Origin of the sequence: Dinoroseobacter sp. PD6 (assembly GCF_028807315.1) — a bacterium.
Lineage (GTDB): Bacteria > Pseudomonadota > Alphaproteobacteria > Rhodobacterales > Rhodobacteraceae > Dinoroseobacter > Dinoroseobacter shibae.
The window spans coordinates 23,978-41,246 of sequence record NZ_JARAMN010000017.1 but is presented as its reverse complement, the minus strand read 5'-3'; the positions used below and the strand labels follow the sequence as shown (position 1 = coordinate 41,246).

At 61.2% G+C, this 17,269-nt stretch carries 18 protein-coding genes; 13 read left to right on the top strand and 5 right to left on the bottom strand.

The window, feature by feature from the left end; translation table 11 throughout:
* The first annotated feature begins 256 nt into the window (after nucleotides 1-256).
* The gene (locus PVW48_RS19860) at nucleotides 257-730 is read left to right on the top strand and encodes a PRC-barrel domain-containing protein (RefSeq protein WP_012187304.1); all 474 of its coding nucleotides are present in this window, start codon (nucleotides 257-259) and stop codon (nucleotides 728-730) included.
* A gap of 114 nt (nucleotides 731-844) precedes the next feature.
* Here the strand turns inward: PVW48_RS19860 and PVW48_RS19855 are convergent, their stop codons facing one another.
* The 3 genes from PVW48_RS19855 to PVW48_RS19845 all read right to left on the bottom strand — a co-directional run bounded on the left by PVW48_RS19855 (nucleotide 845) and on the right by PVW48_RS19845 (nucleotide 1,957).
* Complete coding sequence (locus tag PVW48_RS19855; RefSeq protein ID WP_274582687.1) at nucleotides 845-1,312, bottom strand: host attachment family protein; 468 nt, start codon at nucleotides 1,310-1,312, stop codon at nucleotides 845-847.
* Nucleotides 1,313-1,416: 104 nt separating this feature from the next.
* Nucleotides 1,417-1,827: a DUF4112 domain-containing protein gene (locus tag PVW48_RS19850; protein WP_274582685.1), complete on the bottom strand. Its 411-nt coding sequence runs from the start codon at nucleotides 1,825-1,827 to the stop codon at nucleotides 1,417-1,419.
* Nucleotides 1,790-1,957, bottom strand: a complete 168-nt coding sequence (locus PVW48_RS19845) for a YqaE/Pmp3 family membrane protein (RefSeq protein ID WP_012187301.1) — start codon at nucleotides 1,955-1,957, stop codon at nucleotides 1,790-1,792. The genes PVW48_RS19850 and PVW48_RS19845 overlap by 38 nt, the downstream gene beginning before the upstream one ends.
* A gap of 187 nt (nucleotides 1,958-2,144) precedes the next feature.
* Between PVW48_RS19845 and PVW48_RS19840 the strand changes: the two genes are divergently transcribed.
* The 3 genes from PVW48_RS19840 to dps all read left to right on the top strand — a co-directional run bounded on the left by PVW48_RS19840 (nucleotide 2,145) and on the right by dps (nucleotide 4,957).
* Nucleotides 2,145-3,620: a TrkH family potassium uptake protein gene (locus PVW48_RS19840; RefSeq protein ID WP_274582682.1), complete on the top strand. Its 1,476-nt coding sequence runs from the start codon at nucleotides 2,145-2,147 to the stop codon at nucleotides 3,618-3,620.
* Nucleotides 3,621-3,624: 4 nt separating this feature from the next.
* Nucleotides 3,625-4,284 carry a potassium channel family protein gene (locus tag PVW48_RS19835; RefSeq protein ID WP_012187299.1) on the top strand — a complete coding sequence of 220 codons (660 nt, stop codon included), beginning with the start codon at nucleotides 3,625-3,627 and terminating at the stop codon, nucleotides 4,282-4,284.
* Between the two features lie 190 nt (nucleotides 4,285-4,474).
* Nucleotides 4,475-4,957 (top strand): DNA starvation/stationary phase protection protein Dps, encoded by a 483-nt coding sequence (gene dps, locus PVW48_RS19830; protein WP_012187298.1) that lies wholly within the window; start codon nucleotides 4,475-4,477, stop codon nucleotides 4,955-4,957.
* 229 nt (nucleotides 4,958-5,186) lie between these two features.
* Here dps and PVW48_RS19825 read toward each other — a convergent pair whose 3' ends face one another.
* Nucleotides 5,187-6,566 carry a Do family serine endopeptidase gene (locus PVW48_RS19825; RefSeq protein ID WP_274582680.1) on the bottom strand — a complete coding sequence of 460 codons (1,380 nt, stop codon included), beginning with the start codon at nucleotides 6,564-6,566 and terminating at the stop codon, nucleotides 5,187-5,189.
* Nucleotides 6,567-6,827: 261 nt separating this feature from the next.
* On the opposite strand from PVW48_RS19825, the gene PVW48_RS19820 reads away from it, so the two are divergent.
* On the top strand, nucleotides 6,828-7,208 hold the full coding sequence (locus PVW48_RS19820; protein ID WP_274582678.1) for a hypothetical protein: 381 nt from the start codon (nucleotides 6,828-6,830) through the stop codon (nucleotides 7,206-7,208).
* Between the two features lie 131 nt (nucleotides 7,209-7,339).
* Entirely contained in the window at nucleotides 7,340-7,612 is a 273-nt protein-coding gene (locus tag PVW48_RS19815; protein ID WP_274582677.1) for a YrhK family protein, read from the top strand.
* 2 nt (nucleotides 7,613-7,614) lie between these two features.
* Here the strand turns inward: PVW48_RS19815 and PVW48_RS19810 are convergent, their stop codons facing one another.
* Nucleotides 7,615-8,766, bottom strand: coding sequence for an AI-2E family transporter (locus PVW48_RS19810; protein WP_274582676.1), 1,152 nt, complete (start codon nucleotides 8,764-8,766; stop codon nucleotides 7,615-7,617).
* Between the two features lie 264 nt (nucleotides 8,767-9,030).
* Here PVW48_RS19810 and PVW48_RS20095 point away from each other — a divergent pair, with 264 nt between their 5' ends.
* From PVW48_RS20095 to PVW48_RS19780, 7 genes are all read left to right on the top strand, one after another.
* Nucleotides 9,031-9,171, top strand: coding sequence for a hypothetical protein (locus PVW48_RS20095; protein WP_338020485.1), 141 nt, complete (start codon nucleotides 9,031-9,033; stop codon nucleotides 9,169-9,171).
* Entirely contained in the window at nucleotides 9,168-10,061 is an 894-nt protein-coding gene (locus tag PVW48_RS19805) for a sodium:calcium antiporter (protein ID WP_338020484.1), read from the top strand. Before PVW48_RS20095 ends, PVW48_RS19805 begins: the two co-directional genes overlap by 4 nt.
* 81 nt (nucleotides 10,062-10,142) lie before the next feature.
* Nucleotides 10,143-11,744 carry a sodium:solute symporter gene (locus tag PVW48_RS19800; RefSeq protein WP_274582675.1) on the top strand — a complete coding sequence of 534 codons (1,602 nt, stop codon included), beginning with the start codon at nucleotides 10,143-10,145 and terminating at the stop codon, nucleotides 11,742-11,744.
* A 4-nt stretch (nucleotides 11,745-11,748) separates the two neighbouring features.
* On the top strand, nucleotides 11,749-12,870 hold the full coding sequence (locus PVW48_RS19795) for a mechanosensitive ion channel family protein (RefSeq protein ID WP_274582674.1): 1,122 nt from the start codon (nucleotides 11,749-11,751) through the stop codon (nucleotides 12,868-12,870).
* A 717-nt stretch (nucleotides 12,871-13,587) separates the two neighbouring features.
* Entirely contained in the window at nucleotides 13,588-15,168 is a 1,581-nt protein-coding gene (locus PVW48_RS19790) for a sodium:solute symporter (RefSeq protein ID WP_274582672.1), read from the top strand.
* A 112-nt stretch (nucleotides 15,169-15,280) separates the two neighbouring features.
* Nucleotides 15,281-16,078 carry an SDR family NAD(P)-dependent oxidoreductase gene (locus PVW48_RS19785; protein ID WP_274582670.1) on the top strand — a complete coding sequence of 266 codons (798 nt, stop codon included), beginning with the start codon at nucleotides 15,281-15,283 and terminating at the stop codon, nucleotides 16,076-16,078.
* 12 nt (nucleotides 16,079-16,090) lie between these two features.
* Nucleotides 16,091-17,269, top strand: a complete 1,179-nt coding sequence (locus PVW48_RS19780) for an efflux RND transporter periplasmic adaptor subunit (protein WP_274582668.1) — start codon at nucleotides 16,091-16,093, stop codon at nucleotides 17,267-17,269.

Below are 17,269 nucleotides of genomic sequence, written 5' to 3'. Positions count from 1 at the left end.
TTGATCATGACCATAAACGATGACTGAACGCTAGCTAGGATACAAAGCACCCATCGCGTTCGTGGCTCTGAAAAATGCGCTGATGCACACGCAAGAAATGACCGGGAAAGAGTGCGCTCAGCAGGAATCTCGGTAGGCCCTGCATATTCTTAAAGATGCAACATCCGGATGTCAGTTCTCGAAAGTGAAAACCTGGGAACCGGAGCGAGGCCGGGGCGTTTGTCGAGTATACCGCAACAAGTAAAGGAGAACCGACATGAAACTTCTCACAACAAGCACCATCGCCCTGCTGGTCACCACTCCCATGGCGTTCGCCGATACCCACAATACCGGCGAAATGGCAATTATGAAGTCCGCGGACATGTACGAAAATCGCGCCGAACTCATCCGCAGTCGTGATATCACCGGTGGTGCGATCTACACCATGAACGCGGCTGACGACGAGTTCGACATGGATGATTGGGACGCCAATACCATGTATGACGCGGTGGACAGCGAGTGGAACGAGATCGGCGAGATTGAGGACCTGGTGCTCAGCAAGGATGGCAAGGTCATCGGGATCGTCGCTGAGGTTGGCGGCTTCCTCGATGTGGGCGACCAGCATGTGATGATCAGCGTCAGCGACATGAACCTCGTGGCTGTTGATGATACCACTTACACCTATGTCACGCGCCTGAGCGAGGAAGAGCTGGAAGCGATGGAAGGTGTGGACGAAGGTTTCTGGAACTGAACTTTCCCACATCATCCAGTATATGGCTGAACACCGCACACGGGCCCCCGGACTTATCGGGGGCCTTTTTCATATCATGCCATTGGTGGTGTCTTGCTGATGCCGAACGTCCAATCACGCCGCATCTGCCAGGGCTCGCGCAAGGTGCGTCTCGATCTCGTCCAAGGGATGGTTGGTCAAGATCTTCGGGATGTCGAGAATAATGTGATCTAACACCTCTTCGTGAAGTTCCTTGCGCAAGGCGCTCAATACAACGCGGCTTGCAACGATGACGACATGGTCGAATTGTCCCTGATGCGCCAGCTTGTAGAGTTTGTCCGCGAGATCCCGAGCGAAGCGCTCTTTCTCGAGCTGATGCCAATCCGTTTCATCGACAGCCGAGCGCTGTACGCCAGCCCCATCGTTGAAACGACCCGGTTTGTCTGTCGCCCAGTCTCGCGCCGCTGGGTTGGATTGTTCGATCTTTCTCGCGACGACAAGGTTCATGTCCTGATTGTCCCCCACATTCCGCAAGAACAAGGCCTTCTCACCGTCAGCGACGACGACGAAGGCGTTCTCTGGCAGTCCCGATATGCGTTGCATGAAATTCTCCTTTTCCATTCTGTGAGTTCGTTCGGCCTAGACTGCGTTGCCCGGGGCTGATGCGCAAAACCGCGCCGGCTGTGTGCCGGGCGCGGTTGTTCATTTCAGCTACTGTGGGCTTGGGTCATCGTTGCGCACGTGTCGAATGTGCCATCGCGATCCAGTTCCTCTTTCAAAAGCCGGACATTTCGCTGGTTCGCCTTGAACCCGACATCGAAGAGGTCTCCGACTAACGGGATACCTCCGATGATCATGTCAGTACCAGTGTTCACCGCCATGCGCGCAAGAACGCGACGTCGCACACCCATGCGCGCGGATTGGCCGATGATGTAAACGCCGGGCGCAGCGGTCACGAGATCTCCTATGCCAGGGACAAGACCAAGAATACTGTCCCAGCCAAACCGGATACCCGCGATCCTGAACCGGCTATCGAAGATGTTGGCGATCCGGTCGAGGCGCGCAAATTGTGCTGCGCGATCACGCCGGTTGGCGACGGGCGATGATGTAGACGGCATGTACGATCCCCGGAATGTAGCCCAGAATGGTGAGAAGAATATTGATCCAGAAGTGCTTGCCGAGCCCAACCTCCAAAAATACGCCCAGAGGTGGGAGGATGACGGCTACGATGATGCGCAGAATGTCCATAATCGTCTCCTTTGCAGTTGGTGTCGGTGTTCACGTATGACACCCCAACGGCCCGGCACGCTGTCGGGTTCCGCGCGAAGGGCAACCGGTGAACTGCCGGAACCTGTCGGCGCTTGGGGCGTTACCTGCCTATGTTTCTCAAACAGCACCTCACGTTGGTCACCTTGCGCGACCAGCCAAGTTGGCGATGAGCGTCAAGCGCGCGGCGGCGTTCCGCGGTGGCACCTCTCCTTTGATGCAAGTGGCGCGCGCCCCGGTGGTTGCCCTCATGCTTGCGAAACATGCGCCGGTCTTTGTCATATTGTGCGCGCCGCCTGCGATCTGGGCGGTTGCGGAAGGTCAGGCCATACTGGCTTTGGCGCTCGCCATCCCGGCGATATTCGCGGCGCTCGTGTTCCTCGCGGTCGCGCGGCGGCCCCTGCCGGACGATCTGCACGGGGTCGAAGCCATCGTCACGATAGCCTTGGTTTTTGGGATGAGCGCGGTGTTTGTCACACCCGCATTCATGGCCCTTGGAATGCCCGTGGTAGACGCACTTTTCGAGGCGGTCAGCGGGGCTACGACGACGGGGCTGTCGGTCGCTTTCAACCCGGACGCGTGGCCCTTCGCGGGCCATTTCCTGCGCGCATGGGTGCAATGGTGCGGCGGGCTCGTCATGGCGACGGCGGTTCTCGCCATGTTGCTGCCGTCCGGCTTGCCCGCACGCAAGCTCGGGCAGGCGGGGATCGATCAAGGGGATCGGATCGCGTCCACCCGCAAACAGGCGCGGCAGTTATTGACCGCTTACGCCGCGCTTACGGGCATCATGACACTGGCCACCATGGCGACCATTCCAGACTGGCGCGAGGCGCTGGCGGTGACACTGTCGGCTGTGTCGACCGCGGGCTTTGCGCCCCGCTCCGACAGTCTCGCATCGTATACGCCGCTGGCGCAAGGCATGGTGATGCTGAGTTGCGTGCTGGGCGCAGTATCGCTGCTGAGCTTCGTTCTGCTCAGTCAGGGCAAATGGCGCCAAGCTTGGCGTTTGGGTAGCCTTCGGCGCGTCGGGCTGACGGTGATCCTGTTCGTGGCCGCGTTGATCGCGTTCCTCGTGGCGGCGGGGGAGCGTGACGCCGGCGCAATCTACAGCAGCGCTCTGAACCTGATCTCCGGTCTGACCACGGCAGGATTCTCTACCGGACCGATCTCGGATCTCGGACCTGTCTTGCTGCTGATCGTGGTGGCGATGGTGCTGGGCGGCGATGTGGGCTCGACCGCCGGTGGGCTAAAGCTGGCCCGGGTCGCCGTCATCGTTGGCGCCATCCTGCATGCGGGGCAGCGGCTTCGGCTGCCGCGCAACGCGGTCGCGCCCCTGCGCCAAAACGGCGAACCGGTCGCGCCGGAAACGCTTGTCAGCATTCTCGGGCTGTTGGGCATCTACCTGGGCGCTTTGATGCTGCTCTGGCTTCATATCCTGGCCCATGGCCATGACGCCTTGGGAGCCCTTTTCGAGGCCACGTCGACGCTTAGCACGGTTGGTTTGTCGACGGGCATCACGGGGCCGAGCATGAGTGTTGATCTGAAATTGTCGATGACCTTTGCCATGTGGCTGGGCCGCGTCGAATTCTTTGCCGTGCTTTTGCTTCTTGCTCCGCGCACCTGGCGCGGCACCACCGGAGGATAATTCAATGCGTATCATCATTCTGGGCGCGTCCCGTTTCGGCAGGGCCATCGCCGAACAACTCATCGACGCCGAGCACGAAGTGATTGTCATCGACAAGTCCCGCGACCGGTTGGAGAGGCTGGCCGACCAGCTCGATTGCGGTATGCTGGAAGGGGATGGCACGATGCCCACGACCCTCCGAGAAGTCTTCCGCGATGAAAACGACGTCTTCGTGGCCGTGACCAACGCATCCGAGGACAACATCCTCGCCGCCCTGGTGGCCCGGTCGGTGGGCTATGGGCGCGTCATTCCGCAAATCGTGTCATCCGAACTGATGAAGGTCTGTACCGAACTGGAACTGAACGATGCGATCAATCCCCATGCAACCGTGGCTGCGGATGTGGCTGAGGCGATGCAGGACCGGGCCGAAATCGACCACGACACGTCGCTCTCAAACCAGCTGGCCATAAAATGCGTCCACGTGCCCGCGTGTCTCGACGGACGCCCGTTGCAGAAGCTTGACTTGCCAGAGAACTGCCAGGCCGTTGCGCTGATCCGCGACGCAGACGAAAGCTTTGTCGAGGATGACACCGAACTGGCCGAGGATGACCAGGTCCTCTTCGTGTTGGAGCGCGACAAGATCGACGCCTTGGCAGACGTGTTTCGGACATCAGATAGCGACTGAGCCTATTCGGGCGAATTTCGGCAAGTCGAGTCACTGCAGCAGGTCCAAGGCGCCACGCCCCTGTCGGGCATCGCACCGAGGCGAACTTTTAGAAACCAGACACACGGCACAGAGCGGCGCATGCACTGGAACCCAACGCCCTGGTCGTTGGTTGAAACGGTGATTGGAACCGCAACATGAGGAGCGAGACATGCCAACGAACTTCGCCGATGGCCTTAACCAAGACACCCGGGCGCAGGTCGTCGATTTGTTGAACGAGAACTTGGTGAACGTTATCAACCTTACGCTAGCCGTGAAACAGGCGCATTGGAACCTCAAAGGACGCGGCTTCATCGGGGTTCACGAGCTTCTCGACGATGTGGCCGACCGGCTACGCGACGGGGCCGATACCATGGCCGAGCGTGCGGTGATACTTGGCGGATACGCCAAGGGCACCGCGGAAGTCGTCGCCGAACAATCCACACTTGAAGCCTATCCGCTCGAGTTGTCCGAGATCTCCGAGCATATCGAACACCTCAAGGCGCGTTTCATGGAGGTCGGCAAGGCTATTCGTGCGGCTGCCGAGGTTGCCGAGGAGGCAGGCGACGAAGATACAGCGGACCTGTTCACCGAAATTAGCCGCGGTGTGGACAAGGACGCATGGTTCATCGGCGCGAACGCAGAGGGAGCGTAAAAACCGCCTCACGGCATCGGAAGGGGCTGCCTGTGAAGGGCAGCCCCTTTTTTGGTGCTTTGGAGAAGCGTGCGCACACGTCACCCCAGTATTTTTTTCGAACAGGGAGCGGCGCGTGACTGCCCTTTCCCTGCGAAAATTCCGCATGGACAGGGCCGTTGATCCCAAAATGCCGTAAAAAAGGGCCGCCGTACGGATACGGCGACCTTTCTGAGGAGAGTTTCCGATCTTACTTCGACACGACCTTTTCGCTAAGATTGACCACCACGAAATTGTACCCTTGCCCGCGGAAAACCCGGATCAGCAGCGTCTCACCCTCTTCGGCCGCGCGCGCGATGGCATCGCGCAGTGTTTCGACCTGCCCCAACGTGACATCAGCAGCCTCCACAAGGACGTCGCCGGCGCGAAGACCTGCTTCGGCGGCGGGACTGTCCTGCGTAACTGATTGCACCAGCAGGCCCGACACCTCGTTCGGGATGCCGGCTTGCGCGCGGAGCTCACCAGACAGCGGCGCGACGGACACGCCTATGCGCGGGCCGTCCGCGTCCGACCTGTCATCACGGCCCCCGGCATCAGGCTGCGCGGTGGCGGACTGCAGGTCGGGCCGCTGCCCGATCGTAACCTCCGCCTGAACTCTGTTGCCGTTGCGCAGGTAGGTCACCATGACCGTGGCACCGACGGGCGTGTCAGCCACGGCAAAAGTCAGATCGCGGGGTGTGTCGACGGCGGCGCCGTCGATTTCGAGCAGGACGTCGCCCGGCTCCAACCCCGCCTCGAAGGCCGGGCTGCCCTTCGTGACATCCGCAAGCAGTACCCCTTGGGGGTCTTCAAACTTGAAAGCCCGGGCTAGGGCCTCGTCCACCGGTTGCACCTGCACGCCGAGCCAGCCTCGCTCGACTCGTCCATCGTCTTGCAGATCGTCCACAATGCGCTCGGCTACGGCCGACGGTACAGCGAAGCCGATGCCGACATTGCCGCCCGTCGGCGAGAAGATCGCGGTGTTGACACCCACGACGTCGCCCGAGACATGAAAGAGCGGGCCTCCCGAGTTGCCGGAATTGATTGCGGCATCGGTCTGTATGAAACTGTCATAGGGTCCCGCGTTAATATCCCGAGCGCGTGCAGACACGATCCCGGCGGTCACCGTGCCCCCGAGGCCAAAGGGATTGCCGATGGCCACGACCCACTCGCCGATGGACAGATCGTCGGAAGACCCCCAGACGACATGGGGCAGATCGGCGACATTTTCGATCCTCAGGAGCGCTATATCAGTCGCAGGGTCGGTCCCGATCAACTCCGCATCCAGCCGCCGATCGTCATCCATAATCACCTCGATCTGTTCCGCGCCTGCGATCACATGGTTATTGGTCACGACAAGACCATCCTGCGAAATGATGAACCCCGATCCTTGGCTCCGCATCGGGCCTTGCGGGGTCGGCGGTGTTGGGCCGCCGAAGAACTCTCGCATCCCGGGCGGCAGTTGCGGCTGGATCGCAGGCGACGGATCGGGCGCCGGGCCGGTCGACAGGATACCGACCACGGCAGGCAGGCGTTCCGTCACCATTTCGGAGAAATCGGTCGGACTGTCGAAATCTGTCTGCTGCGCCATGGCCGGCAGGGCTGAGCCACCAGCGGGCAGCAGGGAAAGGACCGCAAGAGCGCGTGGAAGGGCGGGTAAGCAATACATGGGAACCTCGTTTGGTTGGGCATATCGCTTTTGAAACGCTGCCCACGGGGCACGGTTCCAGTAACCCTTGCTGGCAAGCGGGTAGCCGGCCAGCCAAATGGCTCCCGCGCAGCATGGAACTGCCTTGGCCGCTGCGCATTAATCCTTTGAAGTCGCAAGTTTCAGAAAAGGAAGTATGCACCGATGGCCTCGCAAGACCCCAAATGGACCCCCGATGTGGAAACACCTCCGACGACGTTTCCGAGAACCCGCGAGGAATTGGTCGAGGCGAACCGCCAGCGGCGCAAGCAGGAACCAGCCGCCGCAGCACAGGAAACCGATTCCGAAAGCGGTGCACCGGCCGCCGTGCCTTTGACTCCACGCACCGAACCGGCCCTTACCCATGCGGTGAATGTCACGGAAGACCCTTCCGACGTGCGTGCCGGCCCCGGGGATGCAGGCGCTGCGGACACCCCGACAAAGCGACCGCAGGTGGCTCGTGAGTACAATGACAGTTGGCGCAAGGCCTTCAAGTGGATCGCGGCGCTGGTTGTCCTCGGGTTCATCCTCGCGCTTATTTTCTAACAAAGATGCTAGGCCGGTTTCGGGCGCAAGGCGCGGTTCTATCCACTCAGGCAGTTTGACGGCGGGGCCAGCACAAAGGTCTCGCCTTTTGCAAACAGCCGTTCTTCACACGAGCTCCTGGAGACCCTTCGATGCGTGTTCACCAGTTTCTCCGCATATTTGTCCATCAATATGGGTGGGTGCACTTGGGTGTCGGCATGATCGGCAATGCGCTGTTCTTGATCGGCAGTATTCTTTTTCTGCCTGACTGGGCCGAAACGCAGACCGGTATGCTCGGCGAAAAAGTGAAGTGGCGCACCGTCGGCGTGTGGTTTTTCATCGCCGGCGCCACGCTGATGCTGATTGGTAGTGTCGGAGAGGTCTTGGTGTCACTTCGCTCCAAACGCAAGGCACGCAAGAGCTAACGTCAGCCTGACAATGCGTCGTCCAGATCGGCTGCTCGGCGTTGGTTGGACAGAAGCAACGCCAGCGGCCTGAGTGCACGCACGTAATTGCAGAAGATCATGATCGCCAGCGTTATCGGTGTAGCCAGAAACGCCCCGGCAATCCCCCAAAACCATCCCCAGAACAGGACGGCCACGAGAATTACCAACGGCGACACGGCAACGCTGTTGCCCTGGACTCGCGGATCGAGCCAGTTCCCAATCACCTGCTCGATCAAGACCAGCCCGGCGGCCAGTAACAAGGCCGTACCGGGATCGAGCGTCAGAAATGCATAGATGCTCGGCAGCACACCCGACACGATCGAGCCGAGGTTCGGAATGAAGTTCATCAAGAATGTCAGGATGCCCCAGACCAGCAGCAGATCGAGATCAAACGGCAGGAACCACAGGGTGTAGGCGACGGCAGTGATCAGCCCCATCACCGCGCGCGTCGCAAGGAAGCGACGCCAGGCCTGGCCGAGGCGCGTGGTCATCTGGCGCCAAGGGCGGTCGCGTTCCGTAAGAATGTTGTCGAGCTTCGCAGCCCAGTTGTCCGCTTCGGACAGTGCCAGCAACACCAGAAAAAGCACCAGAAAAAGCCCCGCCAAGAGCGCGCCAGTGGAGGACGCGACACCCTGCGCGACCCCGCTGGCCCAGTTGAAAGCCATGTCCGCCAATGCGGCACCTTGGTCGTCAAGCATGTTTCGCAACTGTGTAAGCGCAGCAGTCCAAACATCAGTATTGCCCTGCCCCGACGAGGCTCGTTCCAGCAGCACATTGCTCAGCCTTTCCGAGACGTCTGGCAGCTGTGTCGCGATCTGCGTGACACAATAGGACAGGCCAACGATAAACATGGCCAGGATCGAGAGCAAGAAAACCATGACAAAAGCTCGCCCGAGCCAAGACAAGGGTTTTGGCAAACGTTCGGCCACCGCGCGATCCATGGGCAGAACGGCCAGAGCGACGAAAACCGCGATGACGACCGGAATTGCGATTGGTGCCATTGCGCGCAAGGCGGCAAACATAGCGATTACGAGAAGCGCCGCAACGAGGCCGAGCGCGTAGTTTCGCCGGCCCATTGCCGCACGCCCTGCGCCGGAGACGTTGGTCTGCTTCGACTGTGCCACCTGATCCATCACCTACCCTCTACTGGCGACTGTGCATTGAAAAGGCGAATGTGCCGCCCCATTGTCGCCTGACGCGACCCGTTCGCGCGATGAAAGCTCTCCAGCGCCCCGCGATGTGTGCGCGACATGGATTTCCGATGCGACCGGCCCTGCGACACATGCGGCCCAAAAACCTCTCCGATGAAACAAACCGAGCCGGCCGGAGGTTCCCGTTCCAATGCTTTTCTTTCAGCACGCATGGACCCCAAACGGCACGGGGCGCGTTCCCACAGCATGTTCGCCTCACTCTCTTCGCCCGTTCTGTTGGGGATCGGCCTTGTCGCGACGGTTGTGATCCTCGTCAGCGGGTTGCGCATGACCGGGCTCGCGGATCGCATCGCGGACCGGACCGGACCGGCCTGGGCGAGGCGTTGATCGGCGGCGTTCTATTGGGCGCGGCCACGTCAGTATCCGGGACGGTCGTGTCGCTGACTTCGGCGCTCTCGGGCAACGCCTCACTTGCATTTTCCAACGGGATCGGCGGCATTGCAGCGCAGACCGCCTTCCTCGCCATCGCGGACATGCTTTATCGCCGGGCCAACCTGGAACACGCGGCAGCCGAGCTGGCCAACATGTTTCAATGCGGTATCCTATTGTTGCTGCTATCGGTGCCTTTCGTGGCCTATTCCGCGCCGAGCTTCACGATCTTCGCGATCCACCCCGCCTCCATCTTACTGGTCGTGGTATATGCCATCGGTGTGATCGCCACCGCACGCCTGCGCAAACAGCCGATGTGGGAGCCCGTTGACACAAACGACACCCGCCCCGACACACCCGAGGATGAAGATGATCGCTCGCAACCGGCTCGGGGCCTAATCCTGCAATTTGTCCTGTTGATGTTGATCATGGGGTCGGCAGGCTGGTGCATCGCGCAGTTGGCACAAGTGCTGATCACACGCTACGAGCTGTCGTCCTCTATGGTCGGGGCCTTGATGACGGCCGTCGTGACCTCCTTTCCGGAGCTGGTCACGACCCTCGCTGCGGTCCGGCGCGGGGCGCTGCAACTGGCCGTCGGCGGGATCATCGGCGGCAACACCTTCGACATCCTGTTTCTGACCTTGTCGGACATCGGGTTTCGGGACGGCTCCGTCTATCACGCGATCGGACGGGATGACCTTTTCTGGCTGGGTGTTGCGGCAATGATGACCGCCGTTCTGTTGCTGGGCCTTCTATACCGTGAACGCCGTGGTCCCGGACGTATCGGCGCAGAAAGCGCGACGATGCTGGCGATCTATGCCGGGGGGATCGCAGTTCAGGCCTTCTAGCATTCTTGACCCTTCTTCAGGGAACCGCATCGCGTTTTGCCGGTTGTCTGTTCATCACAAACGCAATGAAGGGCCAAAACCATGGGCGACGCGAAATTTGACCTTCACTGGATCGATTACGCCATTGTTGTCATCTATTTCATCGGCGTGATCGCGCATGGCGTCTATGTCTCGCGCAAGAACGAGGAAGGCGCAGACGGTTACTTCCTCGCGGGACGGTCGCTGCCTTGGTACCTGATCGGGTTTTCGCTCTTCGCGTCGAACATGTCGGGTTCCAGCTTCGTGGGTTTGATGGGCGGCGCCTATGCAAACGGTATCGTTATCTTCAACTACGAATGGACCGCTGCACTCGTCCTGATCCTGTTCGCAATCTTCGTGCTGCCCTCATTCCTGAAAGCGAAAATCTCCACCGTCCCCGAATTTCTCGAACAGCGCTATGACGTGCGCTCACGGCGGGCCTTCTCGATATTTACCATTCTTGCCATCCTGTTCATCGACACGGCCGGGGCGCTCTATGCCGGTGGGCTCGTGATTTCGAACGTGACGGGTTACCTCAACCTCTGGACAGCCGTCGCCGTCCTGGCCCTCGTTGCGGGTATCTATACCATCCTTGGTGGTCTTTCGGCGGTGGTGGTCACCGACACTGTGCAGGCAATCCTGCTGATCATCGGCGCCGCGATCCTATTCTGGCTCGGCCTTGACGAGATCGGTGGGTGGGAACAGCTCTTCGTCGACATTCCCGAAGGCCATGACCAACTTATCTTGCCTGCCGATGACGATTTTCTGCCCTGGACGGGGCTGTGGGGTGTGGTCTTGCTGGGATTTTATTACTGGACCATCAATCAATTCGTGGTGCAGCGCACGCTGGGCGCCAAGAACCTCAAGGAAGGGCAGATCGGCGCCCTCTTCGCGGGCTTTCTCAAACTGCCGAACATCTTTCTGATGATCATCCCCGGGGTCATCGCCCTGAAACTCTATCCCGAGCTTGAAACACCTGACCTCGCCTTCCCGACCCTCGCTTTCGAACTGATGCCGATTGGTGTGCGGGGCCTGATCATGGCCGCCCTGATCGCAGCGATTATGTCCTCACTCGACTCGGCCATGAATTCCGCCTCCACCCTCGTGGTCAAAGATTTCGTCGAGCCGATCTGGGATGTAGACGAGGGCAAGCAGGTCTGGATCGGCCGTTTGGTGACCGGCGCTGTCATGGTCTTCGGCGCGATCTATGCGCCTTCCATTGCTGGGTTCGAAAGCCTGTTCAGCTACTTCCAGTCCTCGTTGAGCTACATAATCCCCACCATCGTCGTGGTCTATATCGTCGGCCTTTTCGTGCCATGGCTGAACGGCAATGGCGCATTCTGGACGATTATCCTTGGCCTCGTGGTGGGCATTCCTCTGTTCATCATGAAAGAGGTGACGGGCGTCTGGGCCGGCATGGGCCTGCCCGAGATCCACTATACGATCATGTCGACCCTCATGATGTGTCTGGGCCTGGCCACTCATTTCGGGATCTCCGCTCTGACCCGAAAGGCCGACAAGGAAAACATCGAGGACCTCGTCTGGTCTGCCGCCGACACAAAGGCCATTTTCACCCAATGGGAAGAGCCACTGTGGCAGGACCGTACGATCTGGGCCGGGTTGCTGATCCTGTCGACCATCGGTTTTGTCGCGTGGTTCTGGTAACCGGATGGAAGAGATCACATCACAGATCGCGCGCTGGGGTGACCTGATCGAGGGGCTGCCGGCCTTCTTGGCCCCGGCGGCGCTGCTTCTGGCGGCCGTGGTCGCGGCCCTCCTGCTGCACGCGCTGGCCTTCGCGCTCCTGTCCCGTTTCACCAAGACGAATTGCGGCGTGGTCGGCTCCCTCGCCGAGCGTGCCCGACGCCCCTTGCGGCTTGCGTTCATCCTTGCCGCACTGGCTATCACGATCCCACAAATCGGCCTGCCCTACGGATGGGAGAGCCGCTTGGGCCATCTCTTTCTTGTCCTTCTCATCGTTCTTGTCGGCTGGACCGTTATCATTCTGACGAGCCACTTCTCCGATCGGGCAATTCGGCGTCACCGACTGGATACGGACGACAACCTTCAGGCGCGCAAGTTCGTCACTCAAGTCCGTGTCCTGAAGCGCACGGCCAACATCGTCTTCGGCATTCTGACCGCCGGCGCGGTTCTGCTGACCTTTGAAAGCGTGCAACGCTACGGCGTCAGCCTGTTTGCCTCGGCAGGGGCGGCGGGCCTGATCCTGGGCTTCGCGGCGCGCCCCGTGCTTGCGAACCTGATTGCGGGTATCCAGATCGCCATCACCCAACCGATCCGGCTGGATGACGTGGTAATCGTCGAGGGAGAATGGGGTTGGATCGAAGAGATCTACGCCACCTATGTCGTGGTCCGCATCTGGGATTGGCGGCGCATGGTCGTGCCGCTCAGCTACTTCATCGAGAAACCCTTCCAGAACTGGACCCGTGAAAATGCGTCGATCATCGGCGCGGTCTATTGGTACATGGACTACACCGTGCCCATCGCCGAAATGCGCGCCAAGCTTGAAAAGACCGTAGAAAACTCGCCGCACTGGGATGGCCAGGTCGTGAACCTGCAGGTGACCGACACCGACAAGGACACCCTGCATATCCGCGGACTGATGAGCGCGCGCACATCCCCCCAAGCCTGGGATTTGCGCTGCGAGGTGCGCGAGAAGTTGATCGCGTGGCTGCAAGCCGAATACCCCGAAGCCCTCCCGCGCCTCCGCGGGGAGTTGGAAATGCGCCCCGAACGCGCATCCGGATCGCTCGAGCAGGCCGACGCGGCTTGACGCACCCAAAAAAAACGACCCCGAGGCTCGCACCCGCCCCCCTTATGCTGTCGCCGACGAACGCCCGGAGTTACTGGTCATTTGCGGGTATTTTGTCGGAAGTTGGCGCCCATGTTCACGAAGGGTTTCTCCGTTCCCGGTGCGCAGCATGTTTTTGTAACCAATACCGTCGGCGAGCTTCACCGCGGTCCCATGTCTGGGTCGTCGACAGCGAGCTGCACCTGAACGCCGCGGCCAAGCTAGAGCAATTACTCTCGGCGGCACATCTGCATCTGGGCCCGATCAAGCGAGCAGATCGAGATAGATTGAGGCTTGGCCGAGCATAGACGGATCAGCGTCGCACTCACTCCGCTCTATGTTACGGCACGGCTTTGCCTCATCATCGGCGTGACCCGGGTCGCATATTCGATGAAAACCGGTCTTCATCGTCTCCGCGGTGCTGGCTGATCTTCGCGGTGCGGTCCGCGCTGGCTCCGGACAGCCTTAACGGCCTGGTCAAGAAGATCGCCACCCTGCCCGCGCCTGCGTTTTTACTATACCGCAGACCCACGCATCTGCGCGACTGAACCTCGCGCTGACCGCAATGCGGTCGGCTGTGCCACCCCCCGTTACGGAACCTTCCCCTCACCATGGCGTTACCAATGTGCTGCGTAAACCCGCGTGGCGCGGTCCTATTTTCGGCCCGCACGCATACCCGAAGGCCGAAGGAGACCCACCATGGAACAGCAGATCGACGCCAATCTCACGATGCTCGATTACGGAGTGATTGCCGTCTATCTGGCGATCGTGATCGCCATCGGGGTCTGGGTCGCGCGCAAGACCCGGACGGGAGAGGATCTGTTTCTGGCCGGCCGGTCACTGGGTTGGGCGGCGATCGGGTTTTCGCTCTTCGCCTCCAACATATCCACCTCGACCCTCGTCGGCCTGACCGGCAGCGCTTACACAGGTGGCCTGACGGTCTCTTCCTATGAATGGATGGCCGGGATCCCGCTGCTGTTCATGGCGTTCATCTTCGCGCCGGTGTTCCTGAAATCGCGCATCTCGACCACGCCGGAATACCTCGAAAATCGCTATTCCCGCCGCGTGCGCCTGTATTTCTCGGGCCTGACTATCGTCTTTACCGTGATCGTCGATACCGCTGGCGGGCTTTATGCGGGTGCCGTCGTGCTCAAGGTCTTCTTCCCCGATCTCGACATCTGGATGTCTTGTGTGGCGATTGGCCTCTTCGCGGGCATATACACGGCAACCGGCGGCCTGCGCGCCGTGGTCTATACCGATATCCTGCAGGCGGTGGTGCTGATCTGCGGCACTGGCCTGACTGCGTTCCTGATGTACCAGTCTGTCGATTTCTCGTGGGAGTCGGTGCGCAGCCAGGTCCCCGAGGGCCATCTGAGCATCGTGCAGCCCATCGACGACGACACCCTGCCCTGGCCGGGGCTGTTCACCGGTGTCTGGCTGCTGGGCTTTTGGTACTGGGTCACCAACCAGTACATCGTGCAGCGCGTTCTGGGCGCGAAGGATCTGAGCAATGCGCAGTGGGGCGCCATCCTGGGCGGTATCCTCAAGATCCTGCCGACCTTCTTCATCATCCTGCCCGGGGTCATGGCGCTGGTCACACTGCCAGATATCCAGAACTCGGACCAGGTGTTCCCGATCATCATCACCGAGGTGCTGCCTTCGGGCCTGACCGGGCTTGTCATGGCCGGGTTGATCGCGGCGATCATGTCCACCGTGGACTCGACCCTGAACTCGTCCTCAACCCTCTTGATCAACGATTTCCTGACCAGGCCCGAAAAAGAGCCCGACCCCGAGACGGCGAAGAAATGGGGCATGATGGCGACCCTTGGCTTCATGGTGATCGCCATCGCCTGGGCGCCGCTGATCCAGTATTTCGGCGGGCTCTGGGCCTACATCCAACAGGCCTTCTCGGTGCTGGTCCCGCCGCTTGTGGTGTGCTTCACACTCGGCGCCCTGTGGTCCCGCGGCACCGAAAACGCAGCCTTCTGGACGCTGATCATCGGCCATACCCTCGGCCTCGTGGTCTTCATGCTGAACCAGTTCGGTATCTGGCCTCTGCATTACACGATCAGCGTCACTGTCATGACCGCCGTCTCCGCCGCGATCTTCGTCGCGCTCAGTCTGCGGGACGACACACCGGATGTGCGCGAAGATGCGCTCTGGCAGCGGGCGGACGCCTTCGACACCCCCGCAACCACTGCACCGGTGCTCAAGAACGTGAAGACCCATGCGATCCTCCTGATCCTGCTGATGATCGGCACGCTGGTGCTATTTTGGTGATGCGGACCCGGCCCGCGGCCTCGGCGGGCCGGATGCCGGGCTGCGGGGGAACCGCCCCTGCCCCGGGACGTTGACCGCACAACACACACAGTCTCACAAAAGGACCCACCCCATGGAATTCGGATTGAAAGGCAAGACAGCCCTGATCACCGGCGGCGCCTCTGGCATCGGCCGGGAAACCGCGAAGTATCTGCGCGACGAAGGCGCAAACGTGATCCTCGTGGATCTTAAAGGCGACAAGGTGGCCGAGGCTGCCGAGGCCCTAGGCGATCGCGCCCATGCCCTCCAGGCCGACCTGTCGGACACAGAACAGGCCAAGGGCCTGGTTCAGACCGTCGAGGAGCGGTTCGAGATGCCCGATATCGTGGTCTGCGCCGCCGGTGTGACCGGAGCCAAGGGCCATCCGCTGGAGATGACCGATGCCGACTGGCACGAAGCATGGAATACCGATTTCATGTCGGTCGTGCGCACCTTGCGCAGGTTCGTGCCGCGCATGGAAAAGCGCGGTTGGGGCCGCGTGGTAATGGTGGCCTCCGAGAACGCCGTGCAACCCTATGCGGACGAAGCGGTCTACAACGTCGCCAAGGCGGGAATGCTGAACTTCGCCAAGGCCCTCAGCCGGGTGACTGCTCCCAACGGTGTGTTGGTCAACACCGTTTCCCCCGCCTTCATCGAGACCCCGATGACCGACGGCATGATGGACCAGCGAGCCGAGCAAATGGGAACCAGCCGCGACGAGGCGGTCAAGACCTTCCTCGACGAAGAGCGGCCCTATTTGGAACTCAAACGCCGCGGCAAACCCGAAGAGGTCGCCGCGACCATCGCATTCCTGTGTTCGCAACAGGCCAGCTTCGTGGTGGGCGCCAACTACCGGGTCGACGGCGGGTCCGTGGCGACGATGGCGGTTTGATCTGTCAAGCCAATGACGCGATCCAACCCCTCAAAGGCTGATCACGGCCGCAAATGGCCGTGGCTCGTGCTGGTCGCGACACTTCTGCTGCTGGCCGGAGGCGGGTACTGGTGGCTGTCGCAGCCAGCGGAGCGTCGGTCTGGTGGCGATGCAACGCAGTCGCCGCTTGTGCGCGCGACTACACTGGAGGCCACCGATCACGTGATCCTGCATCAAACTGGCTTCGTCAGAGCCTCAGATGCCGTGGAGGTCGTCCCGCAGATCACCGAGCGGATCGTGGAAATCGCGCCCTCTTTCGACGTCGGGCAGCGTGTGGTGCAGGGTACGCTTTTGATCAGGCTGGGCGCCAGGGTGGCCGAGGCCAATCTGCGCACCGCCGAGGCCCGGCTCGCGCAAGCCGAGGCCGCGCTGGAAGAGGCCCGCATCAGCCTCGAGCGGCAGCAGAAACTTCGCGTCGAGCAGGTCATCAGCGAAGCCGCGCTGGATGATGCGCAAGTGGCGCAGTCCCGGGCCGAGGCAGATGTCGCGATGGCCGAAGCCGAGTTGGCCCGCGCCGAGATCGCGCTCAACGACACGCAGCTGCGCGCGCCGTTCGATGCCATCGTCACCCGCGAAAACGCGTCACTGGGGCAACTGGTGCAGGCCGGCAACAGCATCGGGCAACTGGTCGCCACGGACCATGCCGAAGTGCGCATGGGACTTTTGCCTTCGGACCTCTCGGTTCTGGGGCGGGCCGCCGCGGCGCGCGGCCTCTCGGTAACGGTCAGCGATCCGGCGACGGGCCGCACCCTGCGCACCGGCAAGGTCGGTGCCATCGTTCCGGCCATCGACACGGCCACTCGCACGGTGACGTTGATCGTGGATATCCCCGACCCTTTCGCCGAAGGCGAGTCCAGCGTGCGCATTGGCGAGTTGGTCGAATTGTCCCTGCGCGTTCCCTTGGGCGCGCCCCCGGCGCTGCGCGTGGCGGCCGAGGCACTTAAGGGCGGCGACACGCTCTGGCGCATCTCGGACGGGCAGCTCGAGAGACGCGATGTCTACGTGCTGTCCCGTACCGACAGTACTGTGACCCTGCGCGGCGAGGCGCTTTCGCAAGGCGACAAGGTTCTGCTCAGCGATCTGGCCGCGCCCGCGGATGGTGACACAGTCCGCGTGGCTGCCGATGCGATGCAGGTCGCTCGGGGCGATTGA